Origin of the sequence: Eubacterium maltosivorans (assembly GCF_002441855.2) — a bacterium.
Lineage (GTDB): Bacteria > Bacillota > Clostridia > Eubacteriales > Eubacteriaceae > Eubacterium > Eubacterium maltosivorans.
Map to the genome: position 1 here is coordinate 3,167,835 of NZ_CP029487.1, position 18,585 is coordinate 3,186,419.

Annotated in this window: 19 protein-coding genes and 1 tRNA gene; 18 read left to right on the top strand and 2 right to left on the bottom strand. The window is 53.3% G+C overall.

Annotated elements, in window-relative coordinates:
- Nucleotides 1-117: 117 nt before the first annotated feature.
- The gene (locus CPZ25_RS14645) at nt 118-1,068 is read right to left on the bottom strand and encodes a sugar-binding transcriptional regulator (RefSeq protein ID WP_058696043.1); all 951 of its coding nucleotides are present in this window, start codon (nt 1,066-1,068) and stop codon (nt 118-120) included.
- Nucleotides 1,069-1,227: 159 nt separating this feature from the next.
- On the opposite strand from CPZ25_RS14645, the gene CPZ25_RS14650 reads away from it, so the two are divergent.
- The 15 genes from CPZ25_RS14650 (at nt 1,228) to CPZ25_RS14720 (ending at nt 13,702) form a co-directional block, all read left to right on the top strand.
- On the top strand, nt 1,228-2,013 hold the full coding sequence (locus CPZ25_RS14650) for an HAD-IIB family hydrolase (protein ID WP_096919111.1): 786 nt from the start codon (nt 1,228-1,230) through the stop codon (nt 2,011-2,013).
- An 864-nt stretch (nt 2,014-2,877) separates the two neighbouring features.
- Nucleotides 2,878-3,807 (top strand): transglutaminase-like domain-containing protein, encoded by a 930-nt coding sequence (locus CPZ25_RS14655; RefSeq protein WP_096919112.1) that lies wholly within the window; start codon nt 2,878-2,880, stop codon nt 3,805-3,807.
- Between the two features lie 11 nt (nt 3,808-3,818).
- Nucleotides 3,819-4,871, top strand: a complete 1,053-nt coding sequence (locus tag CPZ25_RS14660) for a type II secretion system F family protein (RefSeq protein ID WP_096919113.1) — start codon at nt 3,819-3,821, stop codon at nt 4,869-4,871.
- 30 nt (nt 4,872-4,901) lie between these two features.
- A complete protein-coding gene (locus CPZ25_RS14665; protein WP_058696038.1) occupies nt 4,902-5,207 on the top strand; it encodes a hypothetical protein in 306 nt (101 codons plus the stop codon).
- Nucleotides 5,208-5,221: 14 nt separating this feature from the next.
- Nucleotides 5,222-5,737, top strand: coding sequence for a DUF4860 domain-containing protein (locus CPZ25_RS14670; protein ID WP_096919114.1), 516 nt, complete (start codon nt 5,222-5,224; stop codon nt 5,735-5,737).
- Nucleotides 5,734-6,171, top strand: coding sequence for a hypothetical protein (locus CPZ25_RS14675; RefSeq protein WP_058696036.1), 438 nt, complete (start codon nt 5,734-5,736; stop codon nt 6,169-6,171). Before CPZ25_RS14670 ends, CPZ25_RS14675 begins: the two co-directional genes overlap by 4 nt.
- Complete coding sequence (locus CPZ25_RS14680; RefSeq protein ID WP_096919115.1) at nt 6,171-6,611, top strand: hypothetical protein; 441 nt, start codon at nt 6,171-6,173, stop codon at nt 6,609-6,611. Before CPZ25_RS14675 ends, CPZ25_RS14680 begins: the two co-directional genes overlap by 1 nt.
- Before the next feature lie 3 nt (nt 6,612-6,614).
- Nucleotides 6,615-7,682 carry a type IV pilus twitching motility protein PilT gene (locus CPZ25_RS14685; RefSeq protein ID WP_058696034.1) on the top strand — a complete coding sequence of 356 codons (1,068 nt, stop codon included), beginning with the start codon at nt 6,615-6,617 and terminating at the stop codon, nt 7,680-7,682.
- 70 nt (nt 7,683-7,752) lie between these two features.
- Nucleotides 7,753-8,115, top strand: coding sequence for an ArsR/SmtB family transcription factor (locus tag CPZ25_RS14690; RefSeq protein ID WP_013378785.1), 363 nt, complete (start codon nt 7,753-7,755; stop codon nt 8,113-8,115).
- Nucleotides 8,116-8,302: 187 nt separating this feature from the next.
- A tRNA-Gln gene (locus CPZ25_RS14695) sits at nt 8,303-8,377 on the top strand.
- Between the two features lie 289 nt (nt 8,378-8,666).
- Nucleotides 8,667-9,482 carry an ATP-dependent sacrificial sulfur transferase LarE gene (gene larE, locus CPZ25_RS14700; protein WP_074618395.1) on the top strand — a complete coding sequence of 272 codons (816 nt, stop codon included), beginning with the start codon at nt 8,667-8,669 and terminating at the stop codon, nt 9,480-9,482.
- A complete protein-coding gene (gene larB, locus CPZ25_RS14705) occupies nt 9,479-10,228 on the top strand; it encodes a nickel pincer cofactor biosynthesis protein LarB (protein WP_058696032.1) in 750 nt (249 codons plus the stop codon). The genes larE and larB overlap by 4 nt, the downstream gene beginning before the upstream one ends.
- A gap of 11 nt (nt 10,229-10,239) precedes the next feature.
- Entirely contained in the window at nt 10,240-11,394 is a 1,155-nt protein-coding gene (gene larC, locus CPZ25_RS14710; RefSeq protein ID WP_096919116.1) for a nickel pincer cofactor biosynthesis protein LarC, read from the top strand.
- Between the two features lie 333 nt (nt 11,395-11,727).
- Nucleotides 11,728-12,075: a phasin family protein gene (locus tag CPZ25_RS14715; protein WP_013378791.1), complete on the top strand. Its 348-nt coding sequence runs from the start codon at nt 11,728-11,730 to the stop codon at nt 12,073-12,075.
- A complete protein-coding gene (locus tag CPZ25_RS14720; protein WP_096919117.1) occupies nt 12,041-13,702 on the top strand; it encodes an ABC1 kinase family protein in 1,662 nt (553 codons plus the stop codon). The genes CPZ25_RS14715 and CPZ25_RS14720 overlap by 35 nt, the downstream gene beginning before the upstream one ends.
- Nucleotides 13,703-13,858: 156 nt before the next feature.
- Here CPZ25_RS14720 and CPZ25_RS14725 read toward each other — a convergent pair whose 3' ends face one another.
- Nucleotides 13,859-14,341, bottom strand: coding sequence for a TspO/MBR family protein (locus tag CPZ25_RS14725; RefSeq protein ID WP_096919118.1), 483 nt, complete (start codon nt 14,339-14,341; stop codon nt 13,859-13,861).
- A gap of 157 nt (nt 14,342-14,498) precedes the next feature.
- On the opposite strand from CPZ25_RS14725, the gene CPZ25_RS14735 reads away from it, so the two are divergent.
- From CPZ25_RS14735 to CPZ25_RS14745, 3 genes are all read left to right on the top strand, one after another.
- On the top strand, nt 14,499-15,083 hold the full coding sequence (locus CPZ25_RS14735) for a sugar O-acetyltransferase (RefSeq protein WP_096919119.1): 585 nt from the start codon (nt 14,499-14,501) through the stop codon (nt 15,081-15,083).
- A 194-nt stretch (nt 15,084-15,277) separates the two neighbouring features.
- On the top strand, nt 15,278-15,901 hold the full coding sequence (locus tag CPZ25_RS14740; protein ID WP_058696027.1) for a recombinase family protein: 624 nt from the start codon (nt 15,278-15,280) through the stop codon (nt 15,899-15,901).
- Nucleotides 15,902-16,090: 189 nt separating this feature from the next.
- Nucleotides 16,091-18,550 (top strand): helix-turn-helix transcriptional regulator, encoded by a 2,460-nt coding sequence (locus CPZ25_RS14745; RefSeq protein ID WP_096919120.1) that lies wholly within the window; start codon nt 16,091-16,093, stop codon nt 18,548-18,550.
- Nucleotides 18,551-18,585 lie beyond the last annotated feature (35 nt).

Sequence of the window (18,585 nt, forward strand, 5' to 3'; positions counted from 1 at the left end):
TCACCGTATATAACATTTGTCAATTACAAATGTTATATACGGTGGTGCAAAAAAAGACTGGAGGGCCAGTCTCATTGCAGAAAATAGTCAAATAAGAAAAAACAGGTAAGTTGTCTGTCAGGAAAGCCTTTCGATGATGCCCTCCGCCAGGGCTTCATCGATGATGATGTCTGTTACAATGCCCAGCTTCAGTGCTCCGGTTACCGCGTCGATTTTTTCAGTTCCATTGACAAGCGCCAAAACGCGTTTAACCTTTGCCAGATTTTCAAAGGGAATACGAATCATGGAGGCAGCGCCGATGGTTTCGGTGATCCTGCCCTGGAGGTCAAAGTAATGGGTGCAGATGTCGCCGATGATATTGGCAGAGTCTTCGGCGAGGAGCTCGCTCTCACCCGGGTAATATGAGCGGTGCTTCAAGTTGCCGATAGCGCCGATACCGATCACTGCGAGATCAATTTCCTGCCATTGGTCCAATATTTCGGCGTAGGCCTGGGTCCTGGTAAAAAGCTCATAGTCCTTTGGGGACAGGGGGCCCAGGGGAAGGTTGATAAAATGGGCTGTGCCGCCCGTTTTTTCGGAAAGCATCCGTACCATCTCGTTGATCATAAAGTAGGCGGCGGCCTGATTGCTGGCGCCGACCAGCGGGAAAATATCTGCCCGCTGTAAAAGGCTGCTCTCGCTGCACTGCTCGACAAAGCTGTAGACAGAACGGCCCCAGGAAATACCGATTTTATGCAGCCCTTCGCGGCAGAGGTCGTCAAAATAAAGGGCGGCCCGCTGCGCAAGCATCTTCCGGGCCAGCGCGTCATCGTTAAAATGGCCGGGGACAATGGTGACATTTTGAATTGGGAAAATTTCCTTTATCCTTTGGGCGGCTTTGCTGAGGTTGGTCTCGACATCATTGATCTTAATTTCGACGATGCTGCGTTGGCGGGCCTCGCTCAGCATTTTTGATATACTCTGTCTTGTCGTACCAAGTTTTTTTGAAATGGCCTGCTGTGTCATGTTTTCTTCGTAGTAGAGCCGGGCGACCTGGACCAGCTTCTGTAAGTACTCGGTATCATTCATTGATGTTTTCTCCCGTTTGACGATTCATTTTAGACCATTCTATCACAGTTTGACAGAGGGGACAATTTTATTTTAAACTGTGCTGCCGCACAGCATTTTTGTTTTAGACTCCAGCCGTGCTATAATAAAGAAAACAATCCAAACGAAAGAGGAAAAGATATGAAAAAAAAGATCCGCGTCGCTTTTTTTGATATTGACGGCACGCTGGCCAGCCATAAGGTGGAGAGCAGCAATTTTCTGGACAGGGTGCCGGTCTCGGCGCGCCGGGCGCTGTCTGCGCTCAGGGAGAACGGCATTCAGCCGGTCATTGTGACGGGCCGCGAGCCCAGTGTGATCCGGAGCTTTGTGGCGGATCTGGAGATGGACACCTATATTGCGGCTAACGGGCTGAGTCTGACCCACGGCGGCGTGGAGGTCTGGCGGCAGCTCCTTGCGCCGGAGGTGGTCGCCGCGCTGCTGCGTGAGCTCAGGGATGTCCGCGATGTGGCGGTCGTGCTTGAGAGCACTGCCGGCAATGTGCTGTGCTGGAACGAAAGCCCCTACGCCGTTGATTTTGACGTGAGCATTGAGGGTGCTCTGGGGCGGGCCTGTGAGTACAGCGTGTACCAGCTTGCCATTATCGGCGACGGGCTGAAGGGCCGTGTCCGGACAATGCAGGAGGGGCTGAAGGCGCGGGTGGTGGCGCCGCGGGTGCTGGATATTCTGCCTGATGCGGTGTCTAAAGCGTCGGCCATCGAGCGGATGCTTGACCTGCTGGGGCTTGACCGCTCACAGGCCATTGCCTTTGGCGATGAGGAGAACGATCTGGAGATGTTTGGCGCGGTGGACTACACGGTGGCGATGGGGAACGCCATCGACGCGCTCAAGCAGACCGCCACCTATGTGACCGACAATGTGGATGAGGACGGCATCTACAACGCATGCCGCTATTTTGGCCTGATTTAGTGTCAAAAAAAGGTAAAAGCCCTTTCGGGCTTTGGGTAGGAATCTCAAAGATACAGGCGGTTTGAGCAGAGGATTGCCTGTTTTTGAGATGAGCAAAATTGGCAATTAAATACGATGATTCCTGTTTCTTTGGAGAATGGATTCGGATGTTGTTATGGATAGAACATAGAGTTAGGCGTGGGCTGAGGATTGGGGAAATCGTCTGCCCGCAAATCAAACAGAGGAGTACTGTTTCGACTGATGAAAAAAACCATCCGAAAAAGGTAAAAAAACTTTATCAGGATATTTTCTTGCGCGCATCATATTTAATTGAATTAATATTATAATAATTGCATGGGTTTGTCAACGATAAAACTGTAATTGATTACGAATATAAAACCAAAAAGGCATTCTTTTTGATCCCAAAACAGGCTGGACTTTGTTTGATAAATGTTTATCAAACATAAATAGCGTTAAGAAGGTGTTTTCCGCTTGTAAAAATATAAAAAAGAGTGCTAAACAAAGCAAAAAATAAAGGGAATTCCGGTAAAAAATAGAGGGTTTTAATAAATATTAAAGTTATTTTTAGATTTTAAAGATTATCTTTAATTGAATAAACAAGATAATAGAGTTACGCTTATTAAGTGATTTTAGAAAAAAGCGGTGCTTTTTGTTGCCTTTTTTACAAAGCGGGCAGGGTGGCCCGAAAATGAATTTTGTAAAATAAGCAAAAAAACGGCATTAAAAACGAATTTTTTCCAGTTTATAGGCAATTTACTTTAAGAGTGTTTATTAATCCGTATAAAATATGCTATAATGAAAGCAAAAAATAACTAAAAATACTTTATATCTGCGCGGTGGCGTGTGCCTGCGGGGCGGAGAGGGATGGTGAGACCCATAAAGACAATTAAATATGTTCTGACTGTTTTTTTATGCCTTCTGATGGGTCTGGCCGGTGTGGGCTGCGGCGGTTCGGAGGCGTCGGAAAGCGGCACCTACACGCTGCCGGAGCTGGTGATCCCGGCCTATTCGGGCGCGGACACCTCGAGCTGTGATGTGGGCGGCTTTGACACCACGGGCGCGGACAGCGGCTATGTGATGGCAAGCTACACGGGCGGTGTGCCGGCCAAGCTTCAGGTGGTTAAGGACAGCGTGAAGTACAATTACGATATACTGGCCACGGGCGAGTACACGATTTTTCCGCTCCAGATGGGAAGCGGTACCTATTCCATACGGCTGTTGGTGAGCGTGGGCGATAACCGCTACACCGCTGTGCTGGAGGAGGATGTGGACGCCGCTGTCGCCAGTGAGTTCGCGCCCTTTGTGGTGCCGAACCAGATTGTGGATTACAACGCGGACAGCGCCTGCGTGACCTTTGCCAGAGAGCAGGCCGCAGGCGTGAGCTCGGACGCGGACGTGGTCAAGGCTGTCTATGCCTACATCAAGGACCATGTGACCTACGACGTCGCCAAGGCCCAGTCCCCGCCGGCAGGCTATATCCCGTCGGTGGACGATACCTTTTTAACCAACACGGGCATCTGCTTTGACTACGCGTCGCTGGCGGCGGCCATGCTGCGGTCCTGCGGCATTCCCACCAAGGTGGAGACGGGCTACATATCGCCGTCGGGCATCTACCATGCCTGGAATGAGGTCTACGTGAAGGATTCGGGCTGGATCGAGGTGGGCTTTAAGATTGACGCGAATACCTGGACGCTGCTGGACCTGACCTTTGCGGCTGGCTCCTCGAAAGGCGACCTGTCAAATTTTATCGGCGACGGCAATGAGAATACCTATGAAACGCAATATACCTATTAGGGAGGTACAGAATGGGAAGAGTAAATAAGAAGCAGGCCATGAGCTCCGCGGAGCTGTCCGCGCTGTTTACCAGCATGTCGATGGTGCTGGATTCGGGCGTGACCGTGAACGACTGCCTGTCAATGATGGCACAGGACGCGGAGGACAGCCGTTTTAAGCGTGTTCTGGATTCGGTTGAAAAAAATCTGCTGGAGGAGTACTTCCTTTATAAAGCCATGGAAAAAACCGGTGGTTTTCCGGAATACGCGCTGGGCATGATCGAGGTTGGCGAGACCTCGGGCCGTCTGGCAGAGGTGCTGGGCGCTCTGGGCGATTACTACCTGCAGGAGGACGGCATCAAGAAACAGGCCAAAAGCGCGGTCCTGAGCCCGCTTTTGCTTATCGCCATGATGGCGGTGGTGGTGCTGTTTCTGGTGTACGCCATTATGCCAGTGTTTAAGGATGTGTTCCGCCAGCTGGGGGTGGACCTGAACGGCGCCTCGGGCAACGCGCTGGCCTTTCAGGCTGGTAATATCATGATGATCGTGGTGGGCGCTGTGCTTGTTTTGCTGCTGGGCTGTGTGCTGTTCTACGTGTTCAGCCCGGCGGGCAGGCGGCTCTTTAACGGGCTGGCGGAGCGGTTTGTGGCCACGCGGGATATTTTTTACCGGCTGGACGCGGCCCGCTTCATGGGCGCGCTGTCCATCCTCATGACCAGCGGCATCGCCATGGAGCAGGCTCTGGGGCTGGCCAGGCAGACGGTGTCGAGCGAGGCCTTCGGCGGGAAGATCGACGCCTGCATCGTCTCGGTCGGCCAGGGCGAGCCCTTTGAGGAAGCGGTGTTAAAAAACGGCCTGCTTAAGGGCGTTTACGCCAAGGTGCTCATGGGCGGCAGCAAGAGCGGCTCTTTGGACCGGGCGGCCGCGCGCATTTCAAGGATTTATTTTGAGGAGGCTCAGGATAAGATTGACGGGCTGATCGCCGTGATCGAACCGGCGCTGGTTTCGCTTTTGTCCATTGCCATCGGCGTGATTCTGGTCGCGATTCTGCTGCCGCTCATCGGTATTATGGCAGGTATGGGCTGACGGGCAGCTTTATGAAAAGAGGGAATTTTAATGGAAACGAAAAAGAATAAGATACATTTTCTGCCCTCGGTCATCATCTTTGCGGTCATTGTGCTTTTGGTGTGGCTGCTGTTCAGCCGGGCGTCTGCCAGCATGGATACGGACGGCGGCCAGACGCTGGAAACGGCCCTTGAGAACTCAGCGGTGCTGTGCTATTCCCTGGAGGGCTTTTATCCGCCGAGCTTAGATTACCTGAAGGATAACTACGGCGTGGTGGTGGATCAGGATCACTACATTGTCCACTACGATGTCTTTGCGTCCAACATAATGCCGGACATCCGTGTGGTGCCCAAATAGGAAAGGAGCGGGAAATGTTTCATAATAGACAAAACGAGAGCATGCTGTCATCCTTTGTCCTGCCGATTTCACTGGTCTGCCTGTTTGCCCTGTCGGCCCTGATCCTCACCTTTCTGGGCTCGGAGAGTTACAAACACATCAAGGCCAACTACGACGACACCGCGGAAGCCACTGTCGCGGTCTCCTACCTGAGCACCAAGGTGCGCCAGAACAACCGGGAGAATGCCATCACAGTGGTCCACAGAGGGGACGGCGACCGCCTGGAAATACTGGAGCACATCGGAGAAAAGGCCTACCGGACGGTTATCTACTGCCAGGACGGCGTCCTGTATGAGAGCACCTTTTTGGACGGGCAGCCAGACGGCCTGGCAGCCAACGCCATGCGCGTCGCAGATCTGGACGCCCTGCGTGTGCGCGCGGAGGGAAGCGGGCTCCTGAAATTTGAGGTGACGGGTAAGGACGGCGCGGTACACGCCTTTTCGCAGAGTGTTGTGGGAGTGGGCAGCCTGGAAGCGGGTGATGCACAGTGAAACAGCGCTTCAGATCATCAGGCTTTTTTGTGGAGCTTATCATCACCATTGTCTTTTTTGCCATTGCCTGCTGCATCATCGTGCAGCTCTTTGCAAAGGCCGGGCTCATGAGCAGCGAGGCTTTAGACAAACGCGGCGCGGCGGCCCAGTGCCAGACCCTGTGTGAGACCATCAAGGGGACCGGCAGCCTGGACAGCGCCCTAAAGGACGGCTGCTATGAAAAATCCGGCGGCAGTGTCCGCGTTTTCTACGACAGGGACTGGAAAATGACAACAAGGGATGCCGCGGTGTTCAGTGTTACTGTGACCACGGAGGCTGTGGCCCAGACCGCGGGGAGCCTTGAGAAAATGCGTTTTGAAGCCCTCAAAGGCGCCGCGCCGCTCTACACCATGTCCGGCGCTCAGTATTTTAAAGAACCAGCGGAGGTGCAGTGATGCGTAAGAACAGGCAGGGCATGAGCGTGGGCGTCGTGTCGCTCATTATGATTTTTGTGGTCTTTCTGCTGGTGAGCCTGGCGGTCCTGAGCCTGACCACCGCGTCGGCCAACGCGCGCATGGCGGACAAATCCCTGTCCATGCAGAGCGCCTACTACGAGGCTGACGCCAACGCCCAGGAAACGCTGGCGCAGATCGACGGCGTGCTGAGGGCCAGCGGCCCAGACCCGGGCGCTCTCGAAGCCCTGAACCGGGGCGTCACCTACGATCCGGAGAGCGCCACGATCCGGTTTGACACAGAGATCAGCGACACCGCTACCCTGAAAAGCGAGCTGCGCGTCGAGGGGGACAGCGTGTCCGTAATCCGGTGGCAGACTGTGCCGGACGGCGAGTGGCAGACAGACAGCGATACTAAGAATTTATGGAAGGGAGGCGTTTAGTCAATGGAATTACTGGATTATCTGGAGGAGTCAGTGGCCCGGAAGGCTTCGGATATTTTCATCATCACCAATTTTCCCTGCTCCTACCGCATTGACGGTAAGATCGTCCGGGGCGGGGGCGAGGTGTTCACCCCTCAGGAGACCGAGCGCCTGATCCGTGAAATCTACGACCTGACCGGCGGCCGCTCCATTGAGAAATTTGAGGAAAACGGCGACGATGACTTCTCCTTTGCCCTGAAGGGGATCGGACGTTTCAGAGCCAATGTGTACCGCCAGCGCGGCACGCTGGCAGCGGTGATCCGGGTGGTATCCTTTGGGCTGCCAGACCCGGCGGCGCTGTCGATTCCGCAGACGGTGCTGGATCTCAGCCAGAAGAAAAACGGGCTGGTGCTGGTGACTGGCCCCGCGGGCAGCGGGAAATCCACAACGCTGGCCTGTATCATCGACAAGATCAACCGTGAGAAGAGCGGGCACATCGTGACCATGGAGGACCCGATTGAGTATATCCACCGCCACAACCAGTGCATTGTGACCCAGCGTGAAATCCCCCACGATTCCCAGAGCTACGTGACCGCGCTGAAGGCTGTGCTGCGGCAGTCGCCGGACGTTATTCTCCTGGGTGAGCTCAGAGACCTTGAGACCATCGAGATCGCCATGACAGCGGCCGAGACCGGGCAGCTGGTCTTTTCGACCCTGCACACCACCGGCACCGCCAACACCATCGACCGGATCATTGACGTGTTTTCCGCCAACCAGCAGCACCAGATACGCACGCAGCTTTCCATGATTCTGCAGGCCGTGGTGTCCCAGCAGCTGGTGCCCACCGTGGACGGCAGCCTGACGCCAGCCTTTGAGATCATGCTGGTCACGCCGGCCATCCGCAACATGATCCGGGACGGCAAGGTGCACCAGATCGACTCGGCCATTTTCTCGGGCGCCAAGGAGGGCATGTGCACCATGGACGCCAGCCTTCTCGAGCTGTACCGCCAGGGCCGCATTACCGAGCAGACAGCCCTCATGTACAGCCAGAACCACGAGACGCTGGCCCAGAAGCTTAAGGCGGCTAAATAAAAAACTTTACTTTTCAAGCTGCCTTCGGTACAATATATATGAATGATCATTCATATGAAAGGAAGAATCCATGATTGATAAAAATGGCATTGAGCGCTGTGATTTTGCCCACGCGCATGAAGATATTGTGAGAACCGTCATGGACCGGATGCCCGACGAGGAGACCCTTTACGACCTTGCAGAGCTGTTTAAGGTTTTTGGGGACTCCACACGGGTCAAGATTCTCTGTGTTCTCTTTGAGGCTGAGATGTGCGTCTGCGACATCGCCGAGCTTTTAAGCATGAGCCAGTCCGCCATCTCCCATCAGCTCCGGGTACTCAAGCAGTCCAAGCTGGTTAAAAACCGGCGGGAGGGAAAAACGATTTTCTATTCACTGGCTGACGAGCACGTCCGCGCGATTTTTAACCAGGGAATGGAGCATATAATGGAATAGGGGTATGGTCTGGAACGGACCGTACCGCTTTTTTAATGGAAAATGGAGCGCTATTCGCTGCGCAGCATGTGTGCCGGGGGAGCTTTTATTCCAGCAAAATATTTTTGAGAAAAATTGGAAATATTTTCTTGACAAATCCTGTAAAAAAAGCTAAAATAAGTATCGTGCTCAGAACGGAGTACGCTGTAGGGGTGTCGCCAAGCGGTAAGGCAATGGACTCTGACTCCATCATTCGCAGGTTCGAATCCTGCCACCCTTGCCATTTTGTTTATCGGATCAGCAATGCTGGTCTTTTTTCTTTTTTTGCACACCCGTGTCAACATTTGGCCGTGAGAAATATTTTGACAGGCTTTCCTTTCTGTGTGATCAGGCGTATAATATTGCCATTCTATGGAAACGGAGAAGCTGCGGCTCCAGACCAGCTGTTATCCGGCTCTGACTGGGGGTGAGTGAAAGAAATGGGCAGATATAAGATCAGCTTAAAGCTGGTCTTTTTTTTATGGTCAGGAAAGCGTATAATAAGGGTATTATGATAATCAGGAGAGAGAACAATGAACACTTTAGATAAAGCGCTGGCCAAAAAGCTGGACAGCCTGAAGGATGTGATCCGGAGCTATGAAAAGCCGTGTATCGCTTTTTCCGGCGGCGTGGACAGCACCCTGCTGCTCCGGGTGGCAGTGGAAACCCTGGGCGCGGCGGCGGTGCCGATGACGGTTAACGGCAGCATGATGCCGCGGTCTGAGTTCGGGGACGCAAAAGCGCTGGCCCAGAGCATGGGCGCCGCGCTGTGTGTGCTGGACGTGGACGTGCTTTCAGTGCCCGAATTCGTGGAAAACGGGCCGAAGCGCTGCTACTTTTGTAAAAAGAATATCTTTACCCAGATCAAAGGCCATGCCCAGGAGCTGGGCTGCGACGTTATTTTTGACGGCTCTAATCTGGACGACCTGGACGATTACCGCCCGGGCCTGCTGGCGCTGGAGGAAATGATGGTGGTAAGCCCCTTTATAAAAGCCGGCCTTACCAAGCAGGATATCCGCGACCTTTCCGCCTTTTACGGGCTGTCCACAGCCCAAAAGCCCGCCATGGCCTGCCTGGCAACCCGTATCCCGGGAGGCGAGCCGATCACGCGGAAAAAGCTGCTGATGGTGGAGCAGGGCGAGGAATGCCTGAAGGTGCTGGGCCTGCGCCAGTACCGGCTGCGCTATATCGGCAGCATGGCCAAGATCGAGTGCGCCGAGGAAGATTTTGAGCTGCTCATGGACAGGCGGCAGGAGCTGGTGAGCAACCTGAAAGCCATTGGCTTCAAAACCGTTACCCTTGACCTTTCGGGTTACCAGTGCGGCAGTATGAATGAGGTGAAAAAATGAACGCAGAACAGCTGAAAGCCCTGCTGACGCAGGTTAAAAACGACGATACGAGCGTTGAGGACGCGCTGGAGCAGCTTAAGGAGCTGCCCTACCACGACCTTGAATACGCCAAGGTCGATTACCACAGGGAGCTGCGCAACGGCTTTCCCGAGGTGATCTACAGCCCGGGCAAAAGCCTCGGCCAGATCCGCGGCATTGTGCGGGATATGCTGGCCCGCACGACCGGCAATATTCTGGCCTCCCGCGCCAGTGAGGAGGTTTATGAGGCCATCCGCGAGCTGACGCCGGATGCGGTCTACTATAAGGAAGCCCGGTCTGTGGTGGTGAAGCGTGAGCCCTACCGCGTATCCGAGGGCACCATCGCAGTGGTGTCTGCCGGAACATCGGATATTCCGGTGGCAGAGGAGGCCGCTGTGACGGCCGAGGTCATGGGAAACCGGGTAAACCGTCTGTACGACGTGGGCGTGGCCGGCATACACCGGCTCCTCGACAACGTGGACGTTATCAACCATGCCCGGGTCATCATCGTGGTGGCTGGTATGGAGGGCGCGCTGGCCAGCGTGGTGGGCGGCCTGACCGATAAACCAGTGGTCGCGGTGCCCACCAGCATCGGATACGGCGCCAATTTCGGCGGCGTCTCGGCCCTTCTGGGCATGCTGACCTCCTGTGCAGGAGGCATCGGGGTGGTCAATATCGACAATGGCTTTGGGGCGGCCTGTCTGGCCTCAAAAATCAATCAACTTTAGCAGGAGGGACCATGAAAGTATTATATTTTGACTGTTTTGCAGGCATCAGCGGCGACATGACGCTGGGCGCCTTTCTGGACATTGGCGCAGACCCCGCGCACCTGGAGCGCGAGCTGGCCAGGCTGGGCGTGCCGGGCTTTCATCTGGAGATCGAGAAAACCCAGAAGCGGGGCATCACCGGGACCAAGTGCCACGTGGTCATGGACCGTCACGAGCATGCCCACCGCCATTTCGGTGACATTGTGAAGATCATTGAGAGCAGCGGCCTGGACGAGGCGGTCAAGAAAACGGCCATCGCCATTTTCAGGCGTGTGGCCGAGGCCGAGGGCAAGGTTCACGGCGTGCCCATGGAGCAGGTGCACTTCCATGAGGTGGGCGCAGTGGATTCCATTGTGGATATTGTGGGCGCGGCCATCTGCTTTCACGATATTGCGCCCGACGTGGTGTATGGCTCCGCGGTGAACGCGGGCCAGGGCTTTGTGAAATGCGCCCACGGCCTGCTGCCAGTGCCGGCGCCCGCCACAGCGGAGATCATCGGAAAAACCGATTTTCCCATTTACGCGAAGGGCGTGGACGGTGAGTCCGCAACCCCGACGGGCATGGCCATCCTCGCCGAGCTGGCCAGCTATTCGGCCGGCTTTCCGCAGATGGCGGTGGACACCGTCGGCTATGGCTTTGGCGACCGCGAGTTTGAGATCCTGAACGGCCTGCGCCTTTTTGTGGGACACACCCACGAGGCGGACAGTGGTATCCTGGTCATGGAGACCAACATTGACGACATGACCGGCGAGACGGCCGGCTACGTGCTGGAGGGCCTCTTTGAGCAGGGTGTGCGCGACGCCTTTTACACGCCCATCTATATGAAGAAAAACCGGCCGGCCATCAAGCTGACCGTGATCTGTGACGCTGAGAGGGCAGAGGCGCTCACCCGCTATATCTTCGCGCAGACCAGCAGCATCGGCCTGCGCAAATATCAGGTTGACCGCGCGGTCATGAACCGGGCGATCGAGACGGTGGACACGCCCTTTGGCCCGGTCCGCGTCAAGTCCTGCACCTATGACGGCATTGCCAAGCGCAGCCCGGAATACGAGGATCTGAAGCGGATTGCCGGAGAAACGGGAAAATCCTTTATGGAAATTGAGGCCGCTGTTTATAAATATCTCTAGAGGGGTAAAATTAAACTGAATTTAAAGAACGCTGTGTTATAATGAAATAACAGCAAACGGCAGAAAAAGGCAGTGATGAAAAAGATCGTGAAGCGGTAAATTGCAATAAAGAGGCTTTTGCAGTTGAAAGTTGAAAATGGAAAGTGGAAAGTTCAGGAACAAATGTGCGCTGCACATTTGATTGGAAGCGGCCTGCGGCCGCTGCCTGAATCAAAAACCTTCCACTTTCAACCTTCCTGCTTCCACTTGTAAAGTATTTTGCGGCTTTGCAGCGCATGACCATTTTATCAATGTTTTATGATTCAAGATTTCCAAAAGCAAAGGAGAATTAAAATGGCAAGTTTTAACTTAGGCGAAGAGCTGAGAAAAGTACTGTTGGCAGGCGTGGGTGCAGTGGCGACCACTGCTGAGAAATCTCAGGAGCTCATCAACCAGCTGGTTGAAAAGGGCGAGCTGACTGTGGAGCAGGGCAAGGTGATGAACGAAGAGCTGAAGCGCAACATCCGGGACAAGGTCAAGGAAAACGTGACCGTTGTCGTCAAGGACGATGAGCCATCTGTGGATAAGGTGGTTGAGACCATGGACAAAATGAGTCCGGAAGAATTACAGGCCATCAAGGACAAGCTGGCCCGAATGGAGCGTGAAAATGCAGAAGACGCAGAGGTCAAAGACGCAGAATAACCCATTAAACCATGAAAAAGAGCCCTCAGGCGCTGGAAAAGCAAAAGAATACAACAGACAGCGCCTGAGGGAAATCATGGCGATACTGGCTAAATACGATATTGTCAAAGGCATCACACCGGTCAAGCTGCGGCTCATCATCGAGGATCTGGGCCCGACCTTTGTCAAGCTTGGACAGGTGCTTTCCATGCGCCAGGACATCCTTCCGGCTGAGTACTGTCGTGAGCTTACAAAGCTCAGAACCGAGGTGCGTCCCATGGACTTCGAGGACGTGGTGGCGGTCATCGAGGAGGAGTATGGAAAACCCCTGAACGAGATCTTTACTTTTCTGGACCGGAAACCTCTGGGTTCGGCCTCCATCGCCCAGGTGCACCAGGCAGAGCTGAAGGACGGCAGCTCTGTGGTGGTCAAGGTGCAGCGCCCCGGTATCAAGGACACCATGGCCCGCGACATCGGGCTGCTGGACAGGGCCGCCACGCTGCTCAAAATCGCCGGCGGCACCGGAAACGCCATCGATTTTAAGATGGTACTGGACGAAATGTGGTTTACAGCCCAGCAGGAAATGGACTTTTTGATCGAGGCCCACAACGCCGACGAATTTTACGAGCTCAACCGGGACATCGCCTATGTGACCAGCCCTGTCATTTACCATAAGCACACCACCTCCAGGGTGCTGGTGATGGAATACATCGCCGGCGAGGAGATCGACCAGACTGGCCGGCTCACGGAGCTGGGCTACGATCTGGACGAGATCGCCCTCAAGCTTTCGGAGAACTATGTCAAGCAGGTCATCGACGACGGCTTTTTCCACGCCGACCCGCACCCGGGCAATATCCGCGTCCGCGACGGCCAGATTGTCTTTATCGACCTGGGCATGATGGGCACCCTCTCCTCAAAGGACAAGGACCTGTTCAAGCAGGCCGTGGAGGCCATGGCGACAGGCGACGTGGACGCCATGAAGAACGTGGTGCTGTCCCTTGGCGTGCACACCGGCCGGATCAACCACGCCAGGCTGTATTCCGATATTGACAATATGATGGACGAGTACGGCAGCATGGAGCTGGGCAGCATAAACATCGGCACCATGATGGAGGACCTGCTTCAGCTGGCCAACGACCATCATATCGCCATGCCAAAGGGCGTGACCATGCTGGCCCGCGGTTCGCTGACCATTGAGGGCGTGCTGAGCATGCTGGCCCCAGAGACCAACGTGGTGCAGATCATGATCAACCATATGTCCGCCGAGCGCCTTGAGAACCTGGACCCCAAACGGGAAGCCCTTGAGCTGGGGCGTGAGCTGTACGGCGCGGCCAAAAGCACCCTGAGCCTGCCCGGCCAGGCGCTGGATCTGCTGCGCATGACAGTCAAGGGGCAGACAAAGATCAATCTGGAGATTACCGGCTCCGAGGAGCCGCTGAACACCATTGACCAGATGGTCAACAAAATTGTGAAGTGTATCATCGCCGCCGCGCTGCTCATCGGCTCCAGCTTTATCAGTACCACGAATATGGAGCCAAAGCTGCTGGGCATCCCCGCCCTGGGCACCATCGGCTACATTGTGGCCCTGATTCTGGGCGCGAATTTGATTTACAGCATTCATAAAAAGAAAAAAGAGATCAATAAATGAGGTAGGGTCTGTTTCAGACCCTACCTCATTTTGGTTCTATGGGCTGCGGACAGCGGCTTTCAGTAGAGATGAAAATTTATTTTAAGATTAACAGCGTGTGATAAGGAAAGAAAACAAAGCGGCAGCAGGGTGAAAAATGATCCCTTTTTTACCGCGCTAATTGAGAATGGCGAACGCGATGTTCAGATAGGTGGCGAACAGAATCCAGAGGAGGTAGGGCACCATGAGGCCCGCTGCCAGGGTGGAGATTTTTTTAAACCAGACAATGCAGGCGATGACGGCCGCGTCCAGAAGCAGGATGATAACAGCCGCCAGCCAGAAGGAGCTGCCGCCGAAAAAGAGGATACTCCACAAAAAGTTGAGGAGCAGCTGAATGACAAACAGCCCGATAGCGGAACGCTTGAGCCGGTCGTCCGTATTGGTCCGTAAAACCAGAAAAATGGCGACGCCCATGAGCAGGTAGAGCACAATCCAGACCGGCCCGAATACTGAGCCGGGCGGGGACAGGGGCGCCTTGTTGAGCATGGCGTATTTGCCGGCGATGTCTCCGGCCAGAAGTGAGGAGCAAAAGCCCACCAGCTCGACAACGACAATGGCGAGAATCAGCTGAAGAACCGGGATCAATTTATTTTTAGTCATGATAGTACCTCCTATAAGGCTTTAGTTTTAATTATATTTATCCATAATCCCGCCTGCGAAACAAAAAACAGCCGCGGCTCTGTGTATCCATTGGCGTTCAGATGTGCTAAGATAGGGATATCTGCTGTAGAAGATAGAATGAAATGAGGTGAGCAAAATGACCGAAAGAGAAAAAATGCTGGCGGGTGAGCTGTACGACTGCAACGATCCGGAGCTGCTGGCGCAGTGGCACAAAGCCAAGGACCTGGTGCGGGCCTACAACCAGACCGCCTCAGAGGCGCTGGAGGAGAAGGACCAGATTCTGACAGCGCTGCTGGGAAAGCGTGGTGCAAACCTGTGGATAACACCGCCGTTTTATGTGGATTATGGCGTCAACATCTGCTTTGGTGAGAACTGCGAGGTCAATATGAACTGCACATTTTTGGACGATAATAAAATCGTCATCGGGGACAATGCCCTCATCGCGCCCAATGTTCAGATATACACCGCCTTTCATCCGACCAGGGCGGCGGACCGGTTTGGGGAAGCCAGGCAGGACGGGAGCTTTGCCTTCTGCAAGACCCAGACCGCGCCGGTTGTCATCGGCGACAATGTCTGGATCGGCGGCGGGGCCATAATCCTGCCCGGTGTCACCATTGGCGATAATGTGGTCATCGGCGCGGGCAGTGTGGTGACAAAGGATATCCCATCAGATAAGGTTGCGATCGGAAGCCCCTGCCGGCCCGTCCGGGAGAATACTTAAAATGGTCAAACAGCCTGCTGAAATCCCTCAGGGTTTCGGCAGGCTGTTTTGTTTTCTGCCTTACGGGCTGTTTTGGCATTGATTTAAGGTATCATTAACAGGGAAATTTAATTTTAAATGGAATATATTGAGAAAGAGGTTTGTTATGGAAAAGGTAAAAAATAAAGGCGATTAAAACTGAAAGGAAACAACGCATGTATCGGTTAAAAAAGAAAGACAACACTCATAAAAAACAGGTATATGGCTATGCGCGCGTCTCTACCGTAGGGCAGAATTTAGACCGTCAGATAGATGAACTAAAGGAGAAAGAAATATCAACTAAAAATATATTCTGCGACAAACAAAGTGGAAAAGATTTTGAGCGAAACGCCTATAAGCGGCTGGTGAGAAAATTAAAAAAAGGCGATCTTCTCATTATTAAAAGTCTGGACCGTCTGGGACGCAATTATGAGGAGATCATCGTGGAATGGCGGCGCATTACCAAGGAAATTGGCGCAGATATAAGGGTAATGGATATGCCGCTGCTGGACACCAGCCAGTACAAGGGACTTATTGGCACCTTTATCAGCGATCTCGTATTACAGATATTATCCTTTGTGGCGCAGCAGAATCTGGATTATATTCATCAAACACAACAGGAGGGCATTGCCAAAGCGCGGGAAAAGGGTGTGAAATTTGGACGTCCTAAAATAAGGACCGAGCATAACTTTAAAGCAGTTTACAGCCGCTATTGCGAAAAGGAAGTATCGGCACGCCAGGCAGCTGAGCTGCTGGGGGTCAGTGTGCGGACCTTTTACCGGCGTATTCATGAAATGTGAGACTCAAAATGTGCCAAAAAGTATACTTTTTGACACAGAGAAATTTTAATAAAAAAATGGAATATAAAGAATATCGGTATGATTATAACATGCTTATATAAGTTTTTCAAATATTGTTTTAACGCTTTTTAATGTGTCAAAAAGTATGCTTTTTGGCACAACGTTTAAACCATCGTATAAGAGAGGATAATGGTTATGTTAGAAAACGCGTTTAAACCCAAGATGCTGGAGCGTCAGAAATTGCAAAAGCTGCTGCTGCGGAGCAGACAGAAGCCGCTGGTGTACCTGTATGGTCTCATGGGATCAGGAAAAACGACCAGTGTGGAAATGTACCTGAAAAAGTCCGGAGGCCCGCCGGCAGTCTGGTTTACCTGTCCAGATGAGGTTATGGATGAGCAGTGGGCCTGGGGAAGATTTGTACAGACGCTGGGGCAGAGACTGCCAGAACTGGCGTCAGCACTGTCAGAGGCGGGAATTCCCCAGAGCAGCAGCGATGTGGGCAGGATCATGGATATTCTGACCCAACAGCTTAGTCAGGATATCCTGCTGGTCATCGATGATTTCCATCTGGTGCAGAATCTGCACCTGAAACGCCTGGCGGCGATCATCGCAAAGGAGCAGCCCCAAAATCTGCGGCTCATCCTGATCTCCCGAAACCCGCCGGAGCCAGTGTTCTACGAGCTGGAAATCAAGGGACGCTGTACCATCATCGGCCAGGAAAGCCTTAACTTTACAGCAGGAGAAATACAAATTTTTTACAGGCAGAATGGCTTTCCTCTTGAAGGCGAGGCGGTAAGAAAGCTGAACGCCTACTGCGGCGGCTGGACGGCGACCGTCTATTTATCGCTGCTTCAATACGCAGAAACCCACAGGCTGGACGCTATTGATAAGGCAGAAAAATTTGTATGGACAGCCATCTGTGAAAAGATGGGACAGGCCGAACAAAAGATACTGGTTCAGCTGTCTCAGCTCAACACCTTTACCCTGGAGCAGGCATCCTTTGTCACGGGTGCGCCTGAAGCAGCCGCCGTAGTGCAGCAGATGCTGCGCAAAAACTGCTTTATTCACTACCATACCCAGAGCAGAACCTACCAGCTGCACACCATTTTAAAAAACGTGGTAAATCAGCAGAATCTGCTCAGTCAGGCAGAAATTCAGGAGCTCAACCGCCAGAACGGTGTGTGGTATCAGCGGCAGGAAAAGCCTCTGGAGGCGATTAATGCTTACCGCAGAGCAGGAAACGACGACGCTATCCTGGAAATCATGGAGCAGAAAGGCGCTACTGAGCTGCTGGATCAGGCTCCGTCACTCATTATTGAGAGCTTTAAGGCGATACCGCCATGGAAAAGACTCAGCCACCCGCGGGCATATCTGTCCTTTCTGTGTTCTTATCTGGTGGTGGTAGACGCTGAGAGAGCGTTGGAACTTCTGGAGGAGGCAAAGGCTGTTTATCGGAAAAACCCCAACCTGCCCAATAAAAAGCGCATCCTGGGTGAGATTGCCCTTATCGAAAGCTATGCGGTATTCAATGATCTGGAAGAAATGTCGATACGACACCGGCAGGCTTACGAGGCCTTTGAGGGAGGCGAATCCCAGATACAGTGGAGCCAGATGGATTTTACCTTTGGCTGCCCCAGTATCCTGTACTTATATCACAGCCGCTTTGGCGGCCTGCGGCAGATATTAGACCGGCTGAAAAAGGATGGCTGGTATTATACCCATGTTTCCGGAGGGTGCGGCGCTGGACATGAGTATATCCTGGAGGCTGAGTATGCCATGGGGCTTGGGCAGTGGTCCAAGGCACAGAATGCCATCGAAAAGGCCCAGATTAAGGCAAAAGAAAAAAAGCAGAAAAGCATCCTTATTTCAGCCCTGTTTCAGCAGATGCGGCTTGAGCTGTATCTGGGCGATGAGAAAAAAATCCGCAGCTGCCGTAAAAAAATGGAGGAAGCCGCTGCAAACAGCGATATTCCAAGCCAGCGCCAGAGCGCAGAGATCGCTCTTGGCTTTGTGAGCGCCGTGATGGGACGCTCAGACGAGATTCCCGTATGGCTGAAAAAGGGCGACACCGAATACTATACAGCGCCGCCTCAGGGCAAGGGTATCATCGCCATTGTCCACGGCATGGCAGAAATTCTGGAGAACAACCCCATCAAGCTTGAGATTCACGCCGAGCTTCTGCTGGAACATTCCAGACGGAACCATTTTATCATCGGCGAGATCTACGCCCGTCTGTTCAAGGCCATTGCGGTCGAGCAGCAGGGAGGGGACGGCGCACCCATATTAAAGAGCCTGCTCTCGGATATGCGGCCAGATGGATACTACAGTCCTCTGATCGAGCTGTCCCCCCATGTTCTTGCCATGCTCTGCCGCTTGAAACCGGAGGATGCAGAGCCTGTGCTGGAGGACTGCCGCCATTTTAATGATTTGTATGAGAACTATCACGGCATCTGTGCCGCGGGTCTTACAGTCAGAGAAAAAGAAATACTGACCTTGCTGTGCAGGGGCTACGCCCGCAAGCAAATCGGAACAGAACTGAAAATTGGCCTGCCGACTGTCAAGACCCATATTCGCAATATTTATAATAAGCTTCAGGTATCCAAAAAGGCTGATGCCATCAAAAAGGCTGAGAAACTCAGTCTGATATAAATCATCCCTTTTGGTCGATGCCCGATATTTTGGAG